Below are 24,770 nucleotides of genomic sequence, written 5' to 3'. Positions count from 1 at the left end.
ATGTTTCTGTCGCGTTCGTTTCGTGGCTGTCGCCGCGCCGGAATATTCGCCGGATTGCTCGGGCTCGCCATTGGACTGGTGAACCCTCCTCCTGCTCGGGGCGAGGCCCAGGCTCCTGATCGGGTGGATATGGCCCGTATTCTCCCGGTGCCGCAGCAGGTAGCGCCGCGTCCGGGGTCCGTCGTCCTGCCCCGCGATGTCGATGTCGTCGCGGGCGCGGCCGTGGATTCGGCGGCCCAGGAATCGCTCGTGGATCTGCTCGGGGCGCACGGTGTCACGGCCAGGGTCGTCCGAACCGCGGACATGTCGACGTCGCGCCCGTTGATCCTCCTCGGCGGACCGGGCGAGACGTCGGCGAGCACCGCGGTGCTGAGTGCCCTCGGGGTCGAGGGGCCAGCGGGGCTGCCCGGTGAGGGGTACGTCCTGGCGGCCGGCCACGATCGTCTCGGGCGACCGCGGATCGTCCTCGCGGGTCTGGACGGCGCCGGCACCTTCTACGCCGTTCAGTCGCTGCGTCAGCTGCTCGTGTCGGAAGGCTCCCGGGTAACAGTTGACGGTGTAGCGGTGCGCGACTGGCCGGGTTACCGAATTCGTGGCGGCATGGAGTCGTTCTACGGACCGGTGTGGTCGCAGGAGGACCGGCGCTCGCAGATCGAGTTCCTGGCTCGGCACAAGATGAACCAGTTCTTCTACGGGCCTGCGGACGACCTGCGTACCGGCTCGAAGTGGGACTCCCTGTACGACGACGCGGAGCTGGGCCGGCTGAAGGAGATCGTGGACCTGGCGCGGTCGCGTCATGTCGATTTCGTGTACCGGGTCTCGCCGGAGGCGCCCTTGGCGCCCGGTCAGGGGATGTGCCACGTGCGCGAGTCCGATCGGGCCAAGCTGCTGGCCCGCTTCGCGCAGTTGTGGGAGATCGGGGTCCGCAGTTACGTCATCGCCTGGGACGACGTGTCCGGCAACTTCGCGTGCCAGGAGGACCGGGACGCCTACCAGGGCGATTCATCGCCGCTCGCCGCCGCCCAGGCCGGGGTCACCAACCTGGTCCAACGCGAGTTCATCGAGAAGCACCCCGGCGCCACCCGTCTGGTGACCGTGCCGACCGAGTACTGGGGCATGACCCGTACGCCGTACAAGAACCGGTTCGACGAGTTGGTGAGCGCCGACGTCGACCTCTACTGGACCGGGCCGGAAGTGGTCTCGCCGAGCATCACCAGGGACGACCTCCGGGCGGCGCAGGCCGCCTGGCCGCGGCACCGGATCATGCTCTGGGACAACTACCCGGTCAACGACTACAGCCCCAACCGGCTGCTGTTGGGCCCACTGGTGAACCGCGACGCCAGCATGGCGGACGACGTCATCGGCATCTCGTTCAACGAACTCGTCCAGCACCAGGAGGCCTCGCTGATCTCACTCGGCACGCAGGCCGACTACGCCTGGAACCCCGGGGCCTACGACCCGGAGCGCTCATGGACGCGCACGCTGCAGATCATCGGCGGCGACGCCTACCAGGAGCTGCGGCTGTTCGCGGAGAACAACCGGGCCAGCGTCCTCGACAACACCGCACGGCCGCAGTTCGCCGCGCTCGTCAACCGGCTCATCGCCGAGTACTCGGCGGGCCGGCCGGTGGGCGACGAACTCGAGCAGCTCGATCGTGAGATGCGCCGCCTGGCGGAACTGCCCGCCGCGCTCCGGGCGCAGCTCGACAACCCCGCGCTGCTCAAGCAGATCGGGCCCTGGCTGGACCGCGTCGGAGTGACCGGCCAGGCAGGCCGGGCGGCCGTGGCCGTCCTCCGGGCCCAGGACCGGGGGGACGGCGAAGCGGCCTGGCTGGCACGACGGGACCAGGCGCGTGCCCGTGGCATCCTCGACAGGACGTGGCACCAGATCAGCCCCGGTCCGGTCGACGACCTGCTCAGCTTCGCGGCCTCGCAGAGCGACGGCTACATCGGTGACCGCTGGTACGGCGACCTCGGGGCTCCGACGGGCCTGCCGGCTGCCACCCAGGGGTCGGCGCTGGGCAACCTGACCGACCGGCGCGACGACACGGCGTACGTCGCCGCCGGCAAGCCGCAGGACGGCGACGTGATCACGGTTCCGATCACCAAGCCGCACCGGCTGTCGGCGGTGACCGTGGTGCAGGACGCGACCGCTCCCGCCGACGGCATGATCCAGGCGCTGGTCGACGGCGCCTGGGTGGATCTCGGACCGCTCGCTGACGGGTTCACCAAGGTACCGGCCGCGGACCTCGCGGCCAGCGCGGTACGGATCCGGTGGACATCGGGCAGCGCGGCCCCGCACATCTACGAGATCGTCCCGCACTACTCCGACGTGTTCAGCGGCACCGTCTCGGTCGATCCGCCGGGATCGCTGATCGCGCCCGGTAAGACGAAGCGATTCCAGGTCACCTTCGAGGTGTTCGCGGATCACGGGATCAGTGGCCAGGTGAGCGCCACCGGCCCGGCCGGCTGGACCATCGACCCGGCGAAGCAGGTGTTCCGTGCCCAGCCGGGTGGGCGGACCATCGTCGCGAGCGTACCGGTGGAGGTGACCGTCCCGGCCGACGCCGAGCCGGGACGCCACCAGGTGACGGTGTCCTTCGCCGAGGACGGCGTGCCACCGGTGAACGTGTCGCTCCCGATCCTGGTCGGGGAGCAGAGCTACCCGAACCTCGTGACCGGGGCGAACCCGGCCGGCTACTGGCGGCTCGGCGACGCGACCGGCTCCAGCACCGCCGTGGACGGCTCCGCCAGCCAGCGGAACGGCACCTACCTGGCCGGTGCCCACCCGGGGGCCGAGGGTGCGATCACCGGTGACCGGGCGGCAGACCTCTCCGCCGGGTACGTCGAGGCGCCACGAAGCCCGCGAACCGACCTCCGGGGCGCGTTCACCCTGGAGGCGTGGGTGAAGCTCGACACGCTCGCCCCGGCGCCGGGGCAGGCGATCATCGAGAGTTACAGCGGGCCGGCGGTCAACGGGTATGCGCTGAGGGTGACAGACGGCGTCCTGCAGGCGTGGTCGCTGGGCGCTGCCGGAAAGGGGTACGGCCTGGTGACCGGCCGTACCCGGCTGTCACCGAACACGTGGCACCACGTCGCCGCCGTCTTCGACGGGTCACGACTGACCGTGTACCTCGACGGGGTGGCGGACAACAGCGTCGCGACGTCGGTGTCGCCAGGCAGCGGTACGGCGAGCGTCAAGCTCGGTGGCCGCGGAGACGACGCGAACCAGCGGCTCCAGGGCGACCTCGACGAGGCGGCGATCTACGACCGGGCCCTGACCGCGGCCGAACTCGAGGCGCACCACCTCACCGGCCTCGGCTGACCGGCCTCCCCCGATGTGCGTCAGCCCTCCGGCGACGGGGGGCTGACGTGCATCTGGATGGCGTAACGATCCCCGCGGTAGAGCGACCGGCCGAACTCCACGACCTTTCCCATGTTGTCCACCGAGATGCGCTCGATCAGGAACGCCGGGCTGTCCTCCGCGACTTCGAGCCGCTTCGCCTCGGCGTCGGTCAGCCGGGCGATGGTGACCGTCTGCCGCGCCGATTCCAGCCGCACCCCGAAGGCGCGGCCCAGCACCTCGTACAGCGAGTCGTCGCGCCCCATCACCGCCAGCAGGTTGGGGAACCGCGTCGCGGCGAGGTTGGTCCGCTCCAGCGCCATCGGGATGCCGTCCGCGGTGCGGATCCGCTCGATGTAATGGGTCGGCTCGCCCGGGGCGATGTCGAGGCTGGCGGCGACGGCGCGAGTGGCCGGGCGGGTGCGGGCGCGGTACGACTTGGCGCCCGGTGCCATGCCGCGCATCCGCATGTCCTCGCTGAACGAGCGGAAGATCTCCGAGTGGGTCAGCGTGGGGTGCTGCACGAAGGTCCCGCGCCCGGGCACCCGCCGGACCATTCTCTTCGACTCCAGCGCGTCGATGGAGCCCCGGACGGTCATCCGGGCGACGCCGAACCGTTCGGCGAGGACCCGCTCCGAGGGAAGCAGCGCGCCGTCCCGCGAGCTCAGGACCATAGCGGTGAGCACGTCTCTGATGTGCTCGCCCTTGCCGCGGTTGTGCTCCGCCAGCAACGATTCAAGCGCCCCGTCGCTCGGCTCGTGTCGCCTCCTTGGCACGGACCCGATCCCCTTTCCCCGCAGTTGGAGCCATCCTACGGGCAGTTTCCGGCCCGCCGTTGACTCGCTGCAACCCGTTGACCTCCGGTCTATACCAGTATTACGCTCGGCGCGTCCGCCAGGTCTGGAGGGTGGCGGCCACGACGATCGGAGACGAGATGCCCAGAAGATTCGGTGTGATAGGGGTGGTCGCGACACTCGCCGTCACCCTCGCCGCCTGCGCGCCGGGCGACAGCGGGGACGGTGGTGGCGACGCCGTCAACCTGAAGGTCTGGGGCTGGCGGCAGGAGGACGTCGCGGCGTACAAGAAGATCTTCCAGATCTACGAGAAGGCCCACCCGGGCGTGACCGTGGAGTACGTCCCCTACAAGAACACCGAGTACGACACGATCCTCAAGACCGGGCTCACCGATGCCAACGGCCCCGACGTCGCGCAGCTGCGCTCCTACGGGCTGCTCCAGCCGCTGGTCGGCTCCGGCAGCCTGGTGCCCCTCGACGACCAGGTCGACAAGCTGAGCGGATTCCCGAAGCCGATCCTCGACGGCGCGAAGGGCGAGAAGGACGGGCGCGTCTACGGCGTTCCGTTCGCGATCCAGACGCTGCACGTCATCTACAACAAGAAGATCTTCGCCGACAACGGCATCGCCGCCCCCACCACCTGGGCGGACATGATCGCGGGCTTCGACAAGCTCAGCAAGGCCGGCGTCACCCCGCTGGCGAACACCGTCACCGACAAGTGGATGCTGCCGATCGAGCAGGAGATCTTCGGAGCCACCACGTACGGCGGCCCCGACTACCTCACCAAGATGCTCAACGGCTCGGCGAAGTTCACCGACGCGCCCTGGGTGAAGTCGCTCGAGACCTGGCAGAGCACCCAGAAGTACTGGCCGGCGCAGGCGGCCGGGGTGAACTACAGCGACGCGCAGGCCCTCTTCACCTCCGGCCGGGCCGCCATGTTCCCTGGTGGCGTCTGGGAGCTCGCCGGGTTCAAGAAGGCCAACCCCCAGCTCGACATGGGCATCTTCAACGTGCCGCCGGCGCCCGGCGCGGCGGTCGACAAGACGCTGGTGCCCGGCTACGTCGACGGGTCGTTCGGCGTCTCGGCGAAATCCCGCCACCGGGACGCGGCGCTGGACCTCGTGCGGTGGATGGCGACGGAGGAGTTCGGCAAGGCGCTGTCCAACGAGCTTCAGCAGATCTCCCCGGTACCGGGCGCCGAGCCGCAGGACGAACTCCTGGCGCAGGCACTCAAGGGTTACCAGGCGAACCCCAGCCCGTACGTCACCTACGCGTACTTCTCCGGCGGCACACCCACCGCCTGGGACCTCGCCTCCGAGGCGTTCTCCGACTACGTCCTGGGCCGAAGCACCGCCGCCGACGTGGCCGCACACATCCAACGAGGGGTCGATCAGTGGTTCCGGCCCAAGAACTGACGGTCCGTCCTGCCCGGCGGTCACGCCGCCGGGCAGGACGGGTCTCGGCAGGGTGGATCACGTCGTTCTGCCTGCCGGCGTTCGCGCTCTACGGGCTGTTCCTCGTGGTGCCGCTCGTCACCGCCTTCTACTACGGGCTGTTCCGCTGGGACGGCACCCGCCAGGGGGAGTTCGTCGGGATCGGCAACTACCGGGAGATCCTCACCCGCTACCCGCTGAGCGACGAGATCCCCGCCGCGCTCGGACACAACGTGCTCTTCTTCGTCGGCACCATGGCGATCCAGAACACCATCGGGCTCGGCCTGGCGGTGCTCCTGCACCGCAACCCCTGGGGCAAGCGGCTGTTCCAGACGCTCTTCTCGCTCCCGTACCTGATCAGCCCGCTTATCGTCGGGTACATCTGGTCGTTGTTGCTGAGCCCCACCTTCGGCCCGATCAACTTCGCGCTCAGTGCGGTCGGCCTGGACGCCTGGGCGCGCCCGTGGCTCGGCGAGCCGGACCTCGCCCTGCCGGTACTGATCCTGGTCAACGCCTGGCAGTGGATCGGCGGACCGATGCTCATCTTCGGCGCCGCCCTGGCCGGTATCCCCAAGGAGCTGGAGGAGGCGGCCGCGATGGACGGCGCGTCGGCGACCCGGGCGTTCTGGAGCATCCGGTTCCCACTTCTGATGCCGGCGGTCGGCGTGATCACCGTGTTGACGTTCATCGGATGCTTCAACATCTTCGACCTCGTCTACGCGCTCGGCGGTTCCGACGGCGGGCCCGGCGGCGCCATGGACGTGCTGGGCCTTCTCTACTACCGGACCGCCTTCCAGGGCGGCAGCAACGCGATCGGAGAGTCGTCGGCGTTGGCCATGCTGATCTTCGTGCTCATCTTCGGCGTCTCCCTGGCCCTGGAGCGGGCGCTGCGCCGTCGGGAGGTCCACTAGATGGGTACCACCCTTCGCGTCGCACCCCGCCGGGCATCGAAGGTCGGAGCCGAGACCGTACGTTCGCGCGGCACCCGCCAGCGTTCGCTGCTGCACGGCGCGGGCAGCCAGCTCCTCCTGTGGACGTACGCCGCGATCGCCTTCGGCCCGCTGCTGCTGGTGCTGATCGGCTCGCTCCGGCCCAACGCGGAGATCCTCCGCGCGCCGGTCGGCCTGCCCAGTTCGTTCGACCTGAGCAACTACACCCGCGCGTGGCAGACCGCGTCGATCTCGACGTACTTCGTCAACTCCCTCACCGTCACCTGCGCTTCGGTGGCACTGTGCGTCAGCGTGTCGGCGATGGCCGCCTACGCCCTGGCCAGGTGGAAGTTCCGGGGCCGCGCCCTGCTTGCGGCGTTCTTCCTGTCCGGGTTGATGATTCCCGCGAAACTCGGCCTGCTGCCGGTGTTCTACATGTTCCAGTCGATGGGTCTGATCGACAGTCGGATCGGGCTGGTGCTGCTCTACGCGGCGAGCGGAATCCCGTTCTCGGTCTTCGTGATCATGGGCTTCATGCGGGGACTGCCCGGTGAGCTGGAGGAGGCCGCGCGGATCGACGGGGCGAACGAGGGCCGACTGTTCGTGTCGGTCGTCCTGCCCCTGATGCGGCCGGCGCTCGCGGTGGCAACCGTCTTCCAGTTCGCGCCGACCTGGAACGACTTCTTCTACCCGTTGGTCCTGCTGCGCAGCGGCGACAAGTACACCATTCCGGTCGGGCTGACCCGGTTCTTCGGCGAGTTCGCCGCTGACCGCGGCACCCTGTTCGCCGGACTCGTGATCGCCCTGGTACCGCTGGCCGTGGTGTTCGCACTCGCGACCAAGCAGATTGTCGCAGGGCTGACCGCAGGGATGTCGCGATGACCACGACGATCACCATCGACGGCGGCAAGTCGGAACTTCGGCTGCTGCTGCGTACCCCGGAGGGCCGCCAGCTCGGCGTCGGCCCGGGCTTCTCCTACCAGCCCCACGAGGACGGCGTCGAACGGATCCTGGCCGCCGTTCGTGGCGCCGCGGCGACGATCTCCCTCCCCGCACAGGTGGCCGGCGTGGTGGCCGGCCTGACCGGCGTACCGGGGGAGCGCGCTGGACGCCGGCGTCTCGCACTCGCCCTCGAGCGGCAGTTCGGCGGCCGGGCCGTGGTCGTGGAGGACAGCATCCTCGCGCACGCCGGCGCTCTCGGCGGCCCCGGCGTACTGCTGTGTGTCGGGACCGGGACGACCGTGCTCGCGGTGGACGCCGGCGGCGACCACGCCCGGCTCGACGGATGGGGCCCCCACCTCGGTGACCGGGGCAGCGCGTACGCCATCGGACTGGCCGGCATGCGCGCCGCGACCGCGTCGCACGACCAGGTCGGGCCGGCAACGGTACTGGCCGACCGTCTCGTCACCGCGCTCGGCGGCATCGACCTGGCGTCGCTACAGCGTTACTACCGCGACCCCGCCATTGTCGCCCGTACCGCGGCCTTCGCCCGCGACGTGCTCGACGCGGCCGCGCGGGCCGACCCGGAGGCGGGGCGGATCTGCGCCCGGGCCGCGGCCGATCTCGCCGCTGCGGCGCAGGTGGCAGCCGTCCGGCTCGGCCTCAGCGGGGCAGCCCGGCGGGTGTCCTTCAGCGGACGGCTGCTGGCCCCGGGGAACGCGCTCCACCAGTCGCTGGCGGCTGAACTCGAGGCCAGGGGACTGTCCCTGGTCACACCCAGAGCGGAGCCGCTCGATGGCGGTCCGGCGCTGCTGAGCGGTGCCGACCCCTACGCACGCCTGCTGGCGGGCCACGGAACCGGTGGCGACGCATGAGGGTCGGACACGGGGTGGTGCGGCTCGAGGTCGTGCCCGGAGAACCCATGGGTGGCTACGCCGACCGCTCCGACGGCGTCCAGAACGTGCTCGACCCGCTGGAGGTCCATGCCGTCACGTTCGCCGACGACGGCCACCGGTTCGCGCTGGTGGTCGCGGATCTGATCTGCGTCAACGTCGACGTCGTCGAGCGGATCCGGAGCGCCATGCGGGACGTCGGCGTGCAGTCCTGCTGGGTCGCCGCCACCCACACCCACGCGAGTCCCGAGGCGGGCTGCAGCCCCGGCGGCGAGGCCACGCCACGCCACCTCGCCGACCGGCTCGAAGCCGCATCCCTCGAAGCCGTGCGGTCCGCCATGGCGTCCGAGCGCACCGCCGGACTCGGCTGGGTCCGCACACTGGTTCCCAAGCTGGCCGGTCGCCGCAACGTCGCCGACGCGGGCCCGCTGGACATTCCCGTCGACACCCTCACGGTCACCGCGGGCGCCGACGTGGTGGGACTGGTCGTGATCTCTCCGGTCCACCCGACCATCCTCCCCGCTGACAACAACCATGTGAGCGCGGACCTGAACGGCGGCATCCGCCGGGCGCTGTCCGCACCAGGCAGGTGGGTGGTCGTCGCCACCGGTGCCGCCGGCGACATCAGTACCCGGCAGACCCGTCAGGGGCGGGGGCTTGACGAGGTGGATCGGCTCGGGGCCTGGCTGGCCGACCGGGTACTACCGGTGCCGCCGCACGTCGGCGGGGGCACCCGGACGCCGGTACGGCCGCCGGTCTCGCGAACCGTCACACTCGCCCCCAAGCAGCCCGCGGAGCTCGACGTGGCCCTGCGGCAAGCGCCGCTGCCGGTGGGCAAGGACGAACGCATCCGCTGGGTCCTGCAACAGGGGAGGCGGATCGCGGAGGAGCAGGCGGCGCGCCGCCGCACCGAACCGTACGTCGTCGACGTGGAGGCGGTGGACCTCGACGGGGTCACGATCGTGGCCGTTCCCGGCGAGCTGTTCCTCGAGCTGGGCGAAACGATCCGTTCGGCAGCGTCCGACCAGGTGGGGGCCATCGTGGTCCTCGGCTATGCGAACGGCTACCTCGGCTACCTACCCGCCCGCGACACGCAACCCTGCTACGAAACCTATGTCAGTCCGGTCACCTCGGGCAGCGGCGAGATCGTCGTCGAGGCTGCCGTCGAAGCCGCCATCGAAGCCGTCGGCGACCGTGAACATTCCAGGAGGATCAGTGCCTGAGCCGGCCTACGCCACCATCGCCCGGAACGCGCTCGAACGGGTTCTGGCCACGGAGCTCGACGCCATCGAGGCCGCAGCCGGGCTCGTCGCCGACGCCATCGCCGCCGACGGCGTCCTACAGGCGTTCGGGACCGGTCACTCGCGGATCGTCACCCTCGAACTCGCCGGGCGTGCCGGCGGGCTCGCCGCCGTCAGCATGCTGGCGGTCAAGGATCTCGTGATGTTCGGCGGTGCCGACCCGGGGCCGATCCTCGACCCGACGTACGAGCGCGAGTCCGGTCTCGCCGAGCGGATCTACCACCTCGCCGCACCCTCCGAGCACGACGCCTTCCTCATCGTCTCCAACTCCGGTATCAACGCCGCCGTCATCGAGATGGCGACGCTGGCCCGCGAGCGTTCCCATCCGATCGTGGCGGTCACCTCACTGGCCCACACGCGCTCGGCCGGTGCACGTTCCACCGAGGGACCGCATCTCGCTGACCTGGCGGATGTGGTGATCGACAACCACGCGCCCGCAGGAGACGCGGCACTGGAGATCACCCCAGGAGTTCGGACCGGGGCGGTTTCGTCGTTCACCGGAGTCCTCATCGCGCAGCTCCTCACCGAGCTGGTCTGCCGCCGGCTGTTGGCCCGCGACATCGACCCGCCCGTCCACGTGTCCGCGAACCTTGCTCAGGGCGACGCGCACAATCGCGGCCTCTATGAGCGGTACCGGGATCAGGTCCGGCCGATCGAACCCTGATCCGCCACGGACGAAGGCTTCCAGGCGTCGGGGGAGACGTTCATCGGGGAAGTCCTGGTTGGGTCGGCCTGGAGCGCGGTGCCTGCGTTGCCGCTGGTCCGTTTCTCCAGGCCGCTCGCCGAACCCGCCGTGCGGGTCTCCGCGCAACGGGTTCTCCACGGTTGCTGCCGTCAGGCGTTGTCCGGCTTCGGCCGGCTACCAGACCGGGGTGGGTGCTGCGGAGAGGCGCGCAGACGACGCATCTTGACTCCGGTCTATACCAGTATTAGCGTCTGCCGCATCTGCCCGAACGCGCGGGTGGCCCTGGGCGCCGAGTGCACGCCCGCCAGCCCGCGTCGCGGTTACCGAATCGATGAGGAGCAGGGCTGATGGCTGCTAGACAAAGTACGAACCGATGGGCATGCATGGCTGCGCTCCTGGTGGCTTGTCTCGCGGCCGGGGGAGTCGTCCTGGCGCCGGTTACCGCAGCGGCGCCGGCCTCACCCCGGGCTGCGTCCGGGCCGTCAGCTGGGGACGCCATGCCTGACGGGCCAATCGGTCGTCCAGAACAGCCGGCGTTCCCCGACGGATACGTCCAGCGCGTGCAGGCGGCCCTGCGGCAAGGGACCGACACGTGGGGCGAGCAGCTCATGGCGCTGCCTGACGGCCCGACGATGGCAAACATGCGGGACCTTCTCGTACCGGCCAACCACGGCGACGACTTCTGGCACGACACCCGGTGGAACAACCTTCCATTGACATACCCGATGCCGGACCTCAAGAACTTCAGCGCGCAGCGGGACTTCAGCTTCCACTTCACCGACGGCAGCCAGATCAACTCGGACTTCGCCGACGGGCGGACTCGGCAGTGGGTCAAGTTCTACGTCGGCGACGGGACCGAACTCTACGGCTCGGCCGAGACCAGGCTTGACGAGCCGACGCTCGCCGATGGCTACCAGCCGGTGCTGCAGAACCGCTACACCGACCGCCAGGGACGGACCTATGAACGGGAGTCCTACGTCACCCGGTTCTCCGGCTCCGCTCGGCTCATGAGCATGATCCGCTTCATCGTCCGGCCGGGGAACTCCGGCCAGACGTCGGCCACGCTCCGCGTCAACCTGAACGGCATGTACGTCGCCGGGGCCGTGGCTGCCGAGAACAACCTCAAGGTGGGCGACAAGCTCGCGCTCGCCTACAGCGGCCAGGCTGCGTGGAGCGCACCGGATCTGACCTACACCCTCGACCTCAGCAAGGGCCCGGCGGAGGTCCACCTGCTCATGATGAACCAGCCCCAGGCGCTCGGGACGGTCGTCATGGACAGCAGCGGATACGACGCCAGGCGGGCTCAGATGATCGCCTACTGGAAGGGCCAGCTCGACGCCGGGAGCGGGGTGCAGATTCCGGAGAAGTACGCCGCCGACGCCATGCGGTCCATGCTGCTGACCAACCTCGTCATGGGCTACAACCTCACGATCGGCAACGGCTACGAGCTGCCCGACGACCCGAAGTTCGCCTGGATCCCCGAGGTGGTGGCCACGGTCGGATCGCTCGGCGACTTCGGCTACGCGCCGCGCACCCGGCAGACGATGGACGAGTTCCTCGTCCGGGGGCAGTACCTTGACGGGTTCACGACCTGGGAGCGGGGCATCAAGCTCCAGGCGGCCGCGAGATACCACCTCCAGACCGGGGACTCCGGACTCATCACGGCCCACCTGGCCACCTTCAAGGCGTGGCTCAACGACATCGCGGCCCAGCGGAGCAACGACCCCAACGGGCTGCTCGCCAAGACGAGCCTCTATTCCGACAACAGCGCACGGGCTCACGGCATCCACCACCAGGCAGACGTGTGGCGTGGCCTGCGCGACATGGGTGTCGTCCTGCGTCTCATCGGCCGCCCCGACGACGCGGCCGCCTTCACCGCACAGGCAGACGGGCTACGCGCCGCGACCCTCGCCGCGATCGACCGGAGCAAGACCCAGTTGCCCGACGGCTCGGTCTTCGTGCCCGTTGCGCTGCTCGAGCCGAACGACTTCGACCCGGCCGGGATGATCACGAACTCACCGCAGGGCAGCTACTGGAACCTCATCATGCCGTACGCCCTGGGCAGCGGCTTGATCGATCTCAACAGCCCGGTCGGGCAGGGGCTGACGACCTTCCTCAACAAGCACGGCGCCACGTTCCTCGGGCTCACCCGGTTCAATCTCAGCGGTGAGCCGGTCGAGGCGTGCCAGACCCGCCCTGCCGGCCCGTGGCCCGCAGCGGACGGTTACCGCTCGAGCGGCGTCGACCAGCAGTACGGCTGGTCCTACCTCAAGTATCTCGACCAGATCGGTGATGCCGACCGGATCGGGCTGACGTTCTACGGCATGCTCGCCCAGGGCTTCACCCGCAACACCTTCATCGGGGGCGAGGGCGAAACCGTCGCGCCGTGCCCGATGGAGTACTACCGCTCCCAGTTCCGGGCACCCCTGTCACCGAACAACGCCACGTACCTCAAGGCGCTGCGGGGGATGCTCGTCAACGAGACCCTCGACGCCGCGGGGGTGCCGACCGAGCTCGACCTCGCGCCGGCAACGCCCAAGCCGTGGCTGTCCGACGGCCAGACGGTCGGGGTCACCAAACTGCCGACCCTGTTCGGCCCGGTGACCTACTCCATCACCTCGGCCGTTGCCCGGGGCACGATCGAAGCCACGGTGACGCCCCCGCCCGCCGCGGCGGGTCGCCCCGGGCTCCAGCAGGTCAAGCTGCACCTACGACTGCCGGCCGGCTACCGGCTGGAGGCCGCGACCGCCAACGGCGCGGCAGTCGCCATCGAGGGCGACGCCGTGACGGTGCCGGGCACAGGGACGACGACCGTTCGAGCTACGGTGTCGCGCGTCAAGGTGGGCCAACTGTCCCGGGCGCAGGTCGTTGCGACCGAACTGGCGACCATGGTCGCCCCGGGGGCGACGACTGATCTCGGGATGCTCGTCGAGATGTCCGGGACCGCAGTCGTCCAGGGCCGGATCTCGGTGGACCTTCCGAACGGATGGACGCCATCGTCCGAGCAGATCCTGTTCGCCCGCAACGCCAGGAACGGGCTCGCTTGGCAGCAGGTCCGTACGCGCGTCTCGGTCCCGGAGAATGCGGCGCCGGGTGACTACCGGATCGTCATGACCGCCCGCCCGGATGGCGGGGAGCCGAGGGCGTTCACCACGACCGTGACGGTGGCCAGGCCGGCTCCCGGGACCTACGCCGACCTGGTGCGGGCCGACGGCGCCGTCGGTTACTGGCGGCTCGACGACAGCGGGGCGACAGTGCTCGACAGGTCCGGGCACGGCAACAACGGGGTCGTCCGGGGATCCGTGGTCCAGGGCCAGCCGGGGCCGCTGGCCGCTGGGAACAGCCGGTCGATGAGCCTTGAGGGCGGCTACATCGAGGTACCCGACTCGGCAAGCCTGAGCCTGACCGGCCCCTATGCCCTTGAGGCATGGGTCTACGTCCGGGAGGGCGGCGACCAGGGCGTGCTGGAGAAGTACGACTCGCCCGCCCGTAACGGGTACCTCCTGCGCCTGGGTGCGAAGAACCGGCCGGCGGCGATGAACCTCTCGGACTCCCTGTCCACCACCGGTCCGGTCGGTGCCCCCGTGCTGCAGTGGGGCTGGCACCACCTGGTGTCCGTCTTCGACGGCTCGACGCTCAAGGTCTATCTCGACGGCACCGAGCGCGCATCCGTGCCGATCAGCCGGGTGCCGACCGATGGGGCTGCTTCGCTGAAGATCGGGGCACGAGGGGATGACGCGGCGAACCGCTTCGGCGGATGGATGTCCGAGGTCGCCGTCTACGATCGCGCGCTCACCCCGGACATGGTGAAGGCCCACTACGTCAAGGGTGTGACGGTCGTGGGGCGGTGAAGCCTGTTGATCAACCGGCCTGTAGTCATTGACGAATCTCGATGGTCTAGTCCAGTATTTCTAAGCCGGTGCGTGCCTGCCGCGCGCCACGGCATCCAGTCACGAACCTCGAGTTCCTAGGAGTGCGTCCATGCGAAACGGCTACCGTCCTCGGGGACGCTGGCGCTTCCCACGCACAGTGGCCGGCTGTGTGCTCGCCTCGCTGTTCGGCGCGGTCGGGCTGTTGGGCTCACCGTCCACGGCCAGCGGCGCTGCGGCCACCCCGCCCCTCAATCCACAGCCACGGGAGCTGTCCGTCACCGGGACCACGCTTGACCTGCCGGTCGCTGTGACAGTCGTCCGTGGCGCGGCCGCGGACCAGCCGGCCGTTGACGCCGTGGTGGCCGCTCTCACCGCACACCGCACCAGGGTCACCCTCACCAACACCGATCCCGGCGCCGGAACAACCGTCTACGTCGGGGGAGCGCGGGAGACCCCCGCCAGCGCGGCGGCCCTGAACGCACTCGGTGTCACCACCCCGAGCACCCTGCCGGACCAGGGTTATCTGCTGGCCACCGGGACGGACTCTGGCGGCAGGCAGCGGGTCGTGCTCGCCGGCGGCGACAAGGTGGGCACCTTCTACGCCGCGCAGACCCTGAGACAGCTCCTGGCGTCGGATTCCTCCGGCGCGGAAATCGCGCGGGTCACGATCAAGGACTGGCCGGCCTTCTCGTTCCGCGGCGGTATGGACTCGGCCAACCCCCCACCACCAGGGGTGGCCTTGTGGACGAAAGCTGACCGGCTGGAACAGGTGGAGGTCCTCGCCCGCAACAAGATGAACCGCTTCTTCTACGGGCCCGCGGCGGACCCGCGCACGGGCGGCAGCGGCAGCAACAACTGGCGGACCCCGTACACGGACGCCGAACTTGGCGATCTACGAGAAACCGTTACCAAGGCCAACAGCCTGCACGTCGCGTTCGTATACCGGATCTCACCCGAGATGCCACTCGACCAGGCCAACGGCATCTGCCACTCGTCCGCCACGGAGCGCAGCACGCTGCTCTCCCGGCTCGACCAGCTGCGCCAGATCGGAGTCAGGCACTTCGTCATCGCCTGGGACGACGTCTTCCCGACACGGCCGTTCTCCTGCTCCACCGACACCGGCACATACGGAACCGGGGTCACGGCGTGGGCCCGGGCGCAGGCCGACGTCACGAATTTCGTCCAGACACAGTTCATCAGCACCCACGCCGACATGGGCCAGCTGTACACCGTCAGCAGCGAGTACGCCGGGACGGCGGCCAGCAGCTACCGCACCGAGTTCGACACCCGGCTCGGCGCCGACGTGGGCGTGTACTGGACCGGACCCGAGGTGCTGTCTCCGCGTATCACCAAGAAGAATCTCGACGACGCACAGTTGGCGTTCCCCCGGCACCGCCTCGCCATCTGGGACAACTTCCCCGTCAACGACCAGGTCTGGGACCGGCTCCAGATGGGCCCGCTGGCCGGGCGAGAGCCCGCGCTCTCGGCTGCTCCAGGAATCCTGTTCAACGAGATGACCCAGCAGGGCCCCTCTCAGCTCCCCCTGCTCACCGCCGCCGACTTCGCCTGGAATCCGGCACAGTACCAGCCAGAGAACTCCTGGTTACGCGCCATCAACACCCTCGGTGGGCCGAAGGCCGGCCAGCTCCGAACCTTCGCGGAGATCAACCGCTCGTCCGTCATCGACCACACCGACTCGGTGGCGCTGGCGGCCGCCATCAGAAGCTTCCGCGACGCCCTCCGCACCGGAAACGGGGTGGACGGCGCCGCCGTCGCACTCAAACAGAGGCTCGCTGATCTCAAGACGGCCAGCATGGACCTGCAGGCCATGCAAACCAGCCTGACAACCCAGGCGAAGCCATGGCTGCAGCAGGCGGTGCGCCTCGTGGACGCGGCGACCCGCGCCGTGGATCTCCTGACCGCCGAGCGCGCCGGACAGACCACCGTCGCGGACAACCTTCGCCAGGAGATCCGTAACCTTCTTCCCGCCATCGCCGCCCATCCCGAGTCGGTGGCACACGGTGTGCTCCACCCCCTGGTGACCTTCGCGCTGCGTCGGGGCATCGACCGGGTGGACCTGAGCGGAGACGGGCGCTCCGATGTCCTGGCCGTGACGGGAAACGGCACGCTGAACGCGTACGAGAACCTGCGCACCACGGTGAACTGGCCGGAGCTGGGCGCTACCCAGACGGTCGGGCAGGGATGGTCGGCCTCGCAACTGCCCATCATCGGTGACCTTGACGGTGACCGGCTCGCGGACCTGCTCACGGTGACCAGCACCGGAGCCTTGGTGCAGTTCAGGAACACCGGGTCCGTCACGGGTGGCATGTTCGCCGCAGGCGTCCAGGTCGGCGGTGGCTGGCAGGGGACGTTGGCGGTGCACCTGGCCGACCTCGATGACGACGGGCGCGCCGACCTGCTGGGGGTGTTCCCGGACGGCACGCTCAAGGCATTCCGCAACACCGGCATGAACGACGGTGCGGTCACCTGGGGTCCGGCCGTCCCGGTGGGCCAGGGCTGGAGCACCGCCGAGCTTCCCTTCGTCGGTGACCTCACGGGTGACGGAAGAGCCGACCTGATGTCCATCAAGCCGGATGGGTCGCTGTGGCACTACCTCAACACCGGCAGCTTCAGCGGAGGTATGTTCGCCGCCGGTCAGCGGGTCGGTGCGGGCTGGACCGGTTACCTGGCCATGCACGTCGTCGACCTCGATGGTGACGGACCCGCGGATGTGCTCGGCGTGCTAGCGGACGGGACGCTTGCCGCCTTCCGCAACCAGGGTGTGACGAACGGGCTGGTCAGCTTCGGACCCCGAGCTTCGGTGGGCCAGGGTTGGAACGCCAACATGCTGCCCTACCCGACCGACCTGAGCGGGGACGGCCGCGCCGACCTGATCTCGATCAACGGTGAGGGCCGGCTCCTCACGAACATCAATGCGGGTCGTTTCGCGAGCGGATTGATGTTCCCGACGGCGGCAGCACACGGCCCAGGATGGGGAGGAACCACTTTCCTGCGCTGACGGGGCCGTCCCAGTTGGCCATCGGCCGACGGTGCCGACGCGCCCCTGTGTGGTGGCGCGGCACCGGCTGGCCGGGGTGGCGGGGTACAGCTCGAGCGAGCTGTACCCCCGCGGTCGGCAGAAGGAGCAGGCAGCCTGCGTGACGAAGGACATCACGCTGCGGCGGGATCGAGCGGCCGCCGACCGGCACTGTGGCACTCCAGCAAGGTTCCTGAGCCCTTGTACGGGCACTTCAAACGCGCTTTCCCGCGTTGTAGCCTCTGCTCATGTTGCTCGCCTCCGCCGGAACCGGCATGACGGCCGGTGCGCGGTCGCCCCTGTTCGCCCGATAGTGCGAATGTCTACCAGCGGGTCTGACACCGGCGACCTCTCGGCGATTTCGTCGCCCGGCATGGTCGGACGTGGGCACGAACTCGCCGCCCTGAGGACGGCGCTGTCGGATCCGCCGGCGATCGTGCTCGTCGAGGGCGAAGCCGGTATCGGCAAGAGCCGGTTGGTGCAGGAGACTCTCGCGACGCGGACCTCGGACCGTCGACAGGTGCTGCTGGCGACCTGCCCGGCGTTCCGGCAGCCGTTCACCCTCGGCCCGGTGGTGGATGCGATCCGACCGGCGGCTGAGGATGTCGCCGGGCTCGGCCTGAGCGGGCTGGCGGGGGCGCTTCGACCGCTGTTCCCCGAGTGGGCGACGGCGTTGCCACCTGCTCCCGAGCCGGCCGAAGACGCGGCAGCGGCACGACACCGCCTGTTCCGGGCCTTGGCGGAGATCCTCGACCGGCTGAACATCAGGTTGCTCGCGGTGGAGGACGTGCATTGGGCGGATGAGGCAACCCTGGAGTTCCTGCTCTTTCTGGCGTCACGTCCGCGGCAACGGATCAGCCTGCTCGTGACCTATCGTCCGGGGGAGATCGCGCCGGACTCCCTGCTGCTGCGGTTGTCGTCGCGGCAACCGGTGGGGGTGGCGCGGCTGCGGCTGACGCTGGAACCGCTGGACGTCGCCGGGACTGCCAACATGGTGTCCTCGATGCTCGGCGGGGAACCGGTTTCCGACGAATTCGCGACCTTTCTGCATGATCGGACCGACGGGCTTTCGCTCGCCATCGAGGAGTCCGTGCGACTGATGTGGAACCGCGCTGACCTGGTCAGGCGGGGTAGTTCCTGGGTGCGGCATCGGCTCGGCGAGATCGATGTACCGCCGACGGTCCGCGACGCCGTGCTGGAACGCGCCGTACGGCTCGGCCCGGCCGCGCAGGCGGCGCTGCGTGCGGCCGCCGTACTGACCGACCCCGCTGCCGAGGACACCGTCGTCGAGGTGATGGAGCCGGCTGGGGATCCCGCGAGCAGGCTGGTCGGCCTGGCGGAGGCGGTGGGTTCAGGGCTGCTGAGGGAGGATCCGAGAGGGCTGGTTTCGTTCCGTCACACGCTGTCGTGCCGGGCAGTGTACGAGGCGATCCCGGCTCCGGAACGGCGGGCGATGCACCGGCGCGCCGCACATGTGCTCGAAGGCGTCACCCCGCCACCGGTCGCGCAACTGGCGCGCCATTTCAGGGAGGCCGGCGACACCACGGCCTGGTGTCGGTACGCGGAACAGTCCGCCGACCTCGCGCTCGCCTCGGGCGACGGTGCGACGGCGGTAGTCCTGCTGCACGATCTGCTCACCAACGGCGTCTTGCTGCCCGCCGACGTGGTCCGGCTCACCGGCAAGATTCCGTTCGGCCTGCTCACCGGGCGCGACCGCTACCGCGAACTGATGGACGCTCTCCGCCGTGTGCTGGCCACCGGCCAGCCGACGCCGGGTGAGGCGGCGGAGATCCGCTTCCAGGTCGCCCGGCTGCTGCTGCAGATGGAGGCGTTCGCGCAGGCCCGGATCGAGATGGAACGCGCACTTCCCGACCTCGGGCACAACCCGGCGGAGGCGGCCCGCGCGATGATGTTTCTCGGCCTGCCGTACGGGACGACCACGCCAGCGGCCGAACACCTCAGGTGGCTGCGCCGGGTAGCGCAGGTGCCGGCTTCGATGGCGCCGGTGGACCAGTTGAGCATCCGGATCGGACGGGCGAGTGGGCTCCTGTTGCTCGGTGAGGAGGAGGGGTGGGCGGAGGCGGCGTTGATCGGCGACGACGCGGCCACCACCGCCGAGAGGCTGCACGTCACGGTCGGCCATCTCAACGTCGGGCACATGGCGTTGATCTGGGGGCGGTACGCGGAGGCGAGTCGGGTGCTCGCGCTGGGCGTCGGGCTGGCCGAGAAGTACCAGTACCGCAAGCTTCGCGCGGTGGGACAGGTGACGCTGACGCAGCTGGACTGGCTCACCGGAGCGTGGGACGGGTTGGCCGAGCGGGCCGGTTCGCTGGCTACCGACGAGGATCTGCTGCAGCCGGTGAGTCGCCTGGCGCCGGCCATGGTCACCGGCTTGCTGCACGCGGCCCGCGGCGACCAGGACAGAGCGGACGAATGCCTGCGGCTTGTCCTTGAACAGGCGGATCGGCAGGGCGGGGCGGAATACTCGGTCGAGCCTGCCGGCGCCCTGGCCAAGCTCCGGCTGGGCGCCGGGCGGATCGACGACGTGCTGCAACTGACCGACGAGCCGATCCGGTTCATCGAGGGCAAGGACACCTGGATCTGGGCCACCGAACTCGCCCCGGCCCGGGTCGAGGCACTGCTCATGACCGGCCGCGTCAGCACGGCCAGCGACCTGGTCGACGCCTTCGCCGCGGGAGTGTGCGGTCGCCGCGCACCTGCCCCGCACGCCGCCCTGGCGACCTGCAGGGCCATCCTGGCCCAACACCGAGGCGATCTCCTCAGCGCCGCCGACCAGTTCGCACTTGCCGCCGAGGCGTGGCAGGGCCTCCCGCAGCCGTACGACGCCCTGCTCAGCCGGGAGCGGCAGGCCGGCTGCCTGCTGCGCGCGGACCGGTCGAACGCCGCGCTGCCTGTCCTTGCGGAGACCTTCCAGGGATTGTCGGCCCTCGGAGCCCGTGGTGATGCCATGCGGGTCATGCACACGCTGCGGGCACACGGCGTGGAGGTGAAGCGTCCGTCGTGGCGGGGTGGACGGCGCAGCTACGGCGATCAGCTGTCTCCCCGGGAACTCGACGTGGTTCGGCTGCTCGTGGGTGGCCGGACCAACCGGGAAATCGCCACCGCCCTCTTCCTGTCACCGAAGACGGTTGCGCGGCACCTGGAGGCAGCGATGCGCAAGCTCGAGGTGTCGTCCAGGACGGCGCTGGCCGTGCGGGTCGTGGAAGCCGGCGTCGTCACCGAAGACCCGGCCGGCGACGACCGCTAGGCGGGTGCGGGGCGGCAAAGTTGGGTCATCTGCCCAGTCGCCCGGTAACCGGTGCGGGGACAACACTCGACCGCCATGGAAACACCACAAGTCCCGCCGTCGAACGAGCCGGACCAGCAGCCTGAGCAGTCTCGCGCGTCCGCGCGGTCCACTGCCCCGCAGCAGCCTACGTCCAGCCAGGGCAGCGTGCCCGCGGACGACGACGGCTACGAAGCCCTGTAAGTCCCCGTCCCACCCCCGTTGAAAGGTGGTCGCCACGTGCGAACCATTCCCGTATCTCCCCGGCCGCCGTGGCCCCGGCGGCTGACGGCGGTGCTCGCCGTCGGGGTCCTGGCCGGCTCACTCGCCGGCCCAGCGACCGCGAGTCCCCCCGAATCGGCCGGGCCCCAGCAGTCCGCCAAACTCGTCGACTCCCACCAGCTCACGCTGGTCACCGGCGAGCGGATCCAGCTCGACCAGTACTCGGACGGCACCTCCGCGGGCACTGTCGTGCCGAACGCCGACGGAACGCAGCCGGACATCCTCACCGTCAAGCTCGGCGAGGACCTCTACGCCATCCCGACGGAGGCCGGCCCGTACATCGCCGCCGGCCGGCTGGACCGCGAGTTGTTCAACCTCACCAAACTCGTCTCGTACGGGTACGACGACGAGCGCCGCGCCGCCATCCCGCTGATCGCCACGTACAACACGCCCGCGGCGGCCGATGACGCCTCCACCCCTGCTGGCTCGGTGCGGCAGGCCAAGCTGTCGAGTATCGACGGCCTCGCGCTGTCGGCGTCGAAGAAGCACGCCCGGACGTTCTGGGAGGCGGTCGACGACGACAACGCGAAGACCACGGCCGTCCGGCCCGTGCTCGCGGACGGCATCACCAAGCTCTGGCTCGACAAGCCCGTCAAGGTCGCCCTGGATCGCAGCGTGCCGCAGATCGGCGCCCCAGAGGCCTGGGCAAAGGGCTATGACGGCAAGGGCGTGAAGGTCGCGGTCCTGGACACCGGGATCGACCCCAACCACCCCGACCTCGTCGACCGGATCAAGGCCACCAAGAACTTTACCGGCGACCCGGACCCCGTCGACCACCACGGCCACGGCACGCACGTCGCCTCCACCATCGCGGGCTCCGGCGCCGCATCCAGCGGCAAGTACAAGGGCGTCGCGCCTGCGGCCGACCTCTACATCGGCAAGGTGCTCAGCAACCAGGGCGAGGGCTCGGAGTCCGGGATCATCTCGGGTATGCAGTGGGCGGTCGCCCAGGGTGCGGACATCGTCAGTATGAGCCTCGGCTCGACGGCCGCCGGCGACGGCACGGACCCGATGAGCCAGGCCGTCAACGATCTGAGCGCCTCCAGCGACACCCTTTTCGTCATCGCGGCCGGCAACGCGGGCCCCGGCAGCACGACGGTTGGCTCTCCCGGCGCTGCCGACGCCGCGCTGACCGTGGGTGCCGTTGACAAGAGCGACGTCCTCGCGCCCTTCTCCAGCCGTGGTCCGCGCGCGGCGGACTTCGCGGTCAAGCCGGAGATCACCGCGCCCGGCGTCGGCATCGTCGCCGCCCGCGCCGCCGGCACCACCATGGGCACCCCGGTGGACGGGAGCTACACCAGCGCCAACGGTACGTCGATGGCCACCCCGCACGTCGCCGGCGCCGCCGCCATCCTCAAGCAGCGCCACCCCGACTGGACGTACGACCACCTCAAGCAGGTCTTGGTCGGCACCGCCAAGCCGGGCCCGTTCACGGCGTTCCAGCAGGGCAACGGCAGGGTTGACGTGCCGAAGACCCTCGACGCCACCCTCTACTCGAACCCGGCCACGGTCAGCGCCGGAGCGATCGACGGCAACAGCGCCCCGGTCCTCAGAAAGATCACCTACGTCAATACCGCCGGCACCTCAAGGACACTGAAACTCACCCTCACCGCCACCGGCCCCACCGGGTCTGCGGCGCCCGCGGGTGTGTTCACGCTGGCCGCCGACACGGTCACCGTCCCGGCAGTCGGCACGGCCGAGACCACCGTCACGGTGACTCCGTCGACCGGCCTCGACGGCGCCTACACCGCTCGGGTCACCGCGACCGCCGACACCGGCGAGGTCACCCGGACCACGATCGGTGCCCTCATCCAGCCCCCGGGCTACGACCTGACGATCAACGCCACCGACCGCAAGGGCAACCCGGCGAGCGTCGGCAACTCCGTCTATGTCTACAACACCGACAACGGCTTCTTCCGTGACGTGCCGCTGAATAGCGGAATTACGACACTGCGGGTGCCGGTCGGCCGCTACTTCGTCATGGGCCTGGTGGGCACCGCGAACGCTGGTGGTCGCGCCGAGGACCTCACCCTGGCCGGCGACCCGCAACTCGAGGTGAACGGTCCCACAACCGTCACCCTCGACGCTCGGCAAGGCAAGGAGATCAAGGTTCGGACGCCGAGGAACACCGAGGCGCACGGCTTCAGGCTGGGCTTCACCTACATCCCGCCCTTCGGCCCGGGCCTCCAGGTCATGCTCGGCATGTCCGGCCCCTTCTACCAGCACGCGTACGTGGTGCCGACCGAGAAGGTGACCCGCGGGTCCTTCGACCTGAACTTCCGCACGCGCCGATATGCCCCGATCATCCGCTCCTCCTACGCGGACGGCACCCCGCTCCCGCTGATGCCGGGCGCCTTCACCGCCAACTTCGACGGCCACACCAAGATGCAGGCGGTCGACGCCGGCCCGGCGACCCCGGCCGCGCTGGAGGGCGTGGACCTGACGGGGAAGCTGGCGGTGATCCAGCGCACCACCGGGGTGCAGATGCTCGACCAGGTGAAGGCGGTCGCCGCCAAGGGCGCCGCGGTCGCGGTCATGGTCAACGGAACCCCGGGCGCCTTCACACCGCCGTTCCCGCCCGGCACGACGCCCATCCCCACCTACGGCCTCGGCGCGGACACCGGCAAGGTGCTCACCGACACCATCGCCAGGGGCACCACCACGCTCGACCTGCGGGGCATCGCCAACAGCCCGTACGTCTACAACGTGAGCTACCTCCACTCGGGCGGGCTCCCCGAGAACCCGCAGGTGAACGTCACCCGCAACAACTCGGCCGTCTACAAGTCGACCTTCCCCGCGGCAAAGGACAAGACGGTCATCGGCGACACCCAGCCGATGTGGCTGTGGTACGACAGCGTCTCGCTGGACGTCGTGGACTGGTTCTCCGCGCCGCACCAGCGGGAGGAGTGGTACTCGGCGGGCGACGCGCCCGGCGCGCTCGCCGGAGTCCGCTGGGTCCACAACTACTTCCCCGACGTCACCAAGATCTCGCGCTCGCTCAACGACGGCCTACGGGTCCACACCCCGGGTGAGGTGGCCTCGTCCACCTGGCTGGCCCCGGCCAACGGGCCCGCGGGGCCGCAGGTCGCCGAGGCGTACCGTCAGGGCGACGAGTTCAAGTTGTACATCCCCGAGATCGGCGACTCCGACCCCAGCCACCTGGGCCGGTTCGACACCCCGGGTGACACCTCGCTGGTGCGCGTCTACCGCAACGGTGAGCTGATCAACGAGCAGCGACGGTTCCTCCGCGCCACCGTGCCGGTAAGCGCCGATCCCGGCACGTACCGGATCACCATGGACACCTCGCACGCAAACTGGTACCCGCTGTCGACGTCGACCCGCACCGCCTGGACCTTCGACTCGACCCGCCCGGCCGGCGGATCCGCGACGCTGCCGCTGCTGTGGCCGCGCTACGACTTCGCCACCGACGAGCACAACACCCAGCTCGGTGGGGTCACCGGCCACTTCCGGTTGACGGTGGTGCCGCAGACCGGGGCGTCCGTCGGCGCCGTGAAGACCGTCGAGGTCCGGGCCTCGTACGACGACGGCGCCACGTGGCACGACACGACCGTGCACCCACAAGGCGACGGCTTCCACGTCGGCGTCCGCAACCCCGGTTCCGGATTCGTCTCGCTGCGGATCAAGGCACAGGACGACCGCGGCAACGCGGTCGAGCAAACCTTGATCAGGGCGTACGCGGTGCGCTGAACCAGGGTGAAGGAGCGGCCCGGGGCGATGTGGCTCCGGGCCGTTTCCGTGTCGGACTGGTCGCGTTGCCGCGGGGCCGTGCGGTAGCCGAGCGTCAACTGTTGCAGCACAGCCCGCGCCTCGTGGAGTTCCTGCATCCGGCGCAACAGCAGAACCTCGCCCGCGAGATCCGGCCGAGCTGCCGTAACCGCGTCGGGGTTCTCGTCATCGACGGCCAGCAGCCCGGCTGCGATGAGCCCGGAGAACGCGGCCTTGACATCGGGCGGTGG

Annotated in this window: 12 protein-coding genes; 11 read left to right on the top strand and 1 reads right to left on the bottom strand. The window is 69.8% G+C overall.

The features are described from left to right. Positions 1–3,324, top strand: coding sequence for a beta-N-acetylglucosaminidase domain-containing protein (locus ACGF5G_RS16575; protein WP_393263835.1), 3,324 nt, complete (start codon positions 1–3; stop codon positions 3,322–3,324). Positions 3,325–3,344: 20 nt separating this feature from the next. On the opposite strand, the gene ACGF5G_RS16570 is transcribed toward ACGF5G_RS16575, so the two are convergent. Beyond that, positions 3,345–4,118: a GntR family transcriptional regulator gene (locus tag ACGF5G_RS16570; RefSeq protein WP_393263485.1), complete on the bottom strand. Its 774-nt coding sequence runs from the start codon at positions 4,116–4,118 to the stop codon at positions 3,345–3,347. Positions 4,119–4,276: 158 nt separating this feature from the next. Between ACGF5G_RS16570 and ACGF5G_RS16565 the strand changes: the two genes are divergently transcribed. From ACGF5G_RS16565 to ACGF5G_RS16520, 10 genes are all read left to right on the top strand, one after another. Then, positions 4,277–5,551 carry an ABC transporter substrate-binding protein gene (locus tag ACGF5G_RS16565; RefSeq protein WP_393263483.1) on the top strand — a complete coding sequence of 425 codons (1,275 nt, stop codon included), beginning with the start codon at positions 4,277–4,279 and terminating at the stop codon, positions 5,549–5,551. Further along, the gene (locus tag ACGF5G_RS16560) at positions 5,530–6,480 is read left to right on the top strand and encodes a carbohydrate ABC transporter permease (RefSeq protein ID WP_393263481.1); all 951 of its coding nucleotides are present in this window, start codon (positions 5,530–5,532) and stop codon (positions 6,478–6,480) included. Before ACGF5G_RS16565 ends, ACGF5G_RS16560 begins: the two co-directional genes overlap by 22 nt. Next, complete coding sequence (locus ACGF5G_RS16555; protein WP_393263479.1) at positions 6,481–7,380, top strand: carbohydrate ABC transporter permease; 900 nt, start codon at positions 6,481–6,483, stop codon at positions 7,378–7,380. Then, positions 7,377–8,312, top strand: a complete 936-nt coding sequence (locus ACGF5G_RS16550) for an N-acetylglucosamine kinase (protein ID WP_393263477.1) — start codon at positions 7,377–7,379, stop codon at positions 8,310–8,312. Before ACGF5G_RS16555 ends, ACGF5G_RS16550 begins: the two co-directional genes overlap by 4 nt. A gap of 86 nt (positions 8,313–8,398) precedes the next feature. Further along, positions 8,399–9,553, top strand: coding sequence for a hypothetical protein (locus ACGF5G_RS16545; protein WP_393263475.1), 1,155 nt, complete (start codon positions 8,399–8,401; stop codon positions 9,551–9,553). Next, a complete protein-coding gene (locus ACGF5G_RS16540) occupies positions 9,546–10,295 on the top strand; it encodes a sugar isomerase domain-containing protein (RefSeq protein WP_393263473.1) in 750 nt (249 codons plus the stop codon). Before ACGF5G_RS16545 ends, ACGF5G_RS16540 begins: the two co-directional genes overlap by 8 nt. Positions 10,296–10,699: 404 nt before the next feature. Then, positions 10,700–14,167: a LamG-like jellyroll fold domain-containing protein gene (locus ACGF5G_RS16535; protein WP_393263471.1), complete on the top strand. Its 3,468-nt coding sequence runs from the start codon at positions 10,700–10,702 to the stop codon at positions 14,165–14,167. A 130-nt stretch (positions 14,168–14,297) separates the two neighbouring features. Continuing rightward, a complete protein-coding gene (locus tag ACGF5G_RS16530; protein ID WP_393263470.1) occupies positions 14,298–17,207 on the top strand; it encodes a beta-N-acetylglucosaminidase domain-containing protein in 2,910 nt (969 codons plus the stop codon). 337 nt (positions 17,208–17,544) lie between these two features. Next, the gene (locus ACGF5G_RS16525; protein ID WP_393263833.1) at positions 17,545–20,493 is read left to right on the top strand and encodes an ATP-binding protein; all 2,949 of its coding nucleotides are present in this window, start codon (positions 17,545–17,547) and stop codon (positions 20,491–20,493) included. Positions 20,494–20,751: 258 nt separating this feature from the next. Beyond that, on the top strand, positions 20,752–24,501 hold the full coding sequence (locus tag ACGF5G_RS16520; RefSeq protein ID WP_393263468.1) for a S8 family serine peptidase: 3,750 nt from the start codon (positions 20,752–20,754) through the stop codon (positions 24,499–24,501). The last annotated feature ends 269 nt before the right edge of the window (positions 24,502–24,770 follow it).

Source organism: Micromonospora sp. NPDC047730, from assembly GCF_043204765.1.
Taxonomy (GTDB): domain Bacteria; phylum Actinomycetota; class Actinomycetes; order Mycobacteriales; family Micromonosporaceae; genus Micromonospora.
The sequence above is the reverse complement of the archived record's forward strand: the minus strand, read 5'-3'. Positions and strand labels throughout refer to the sequence as shown.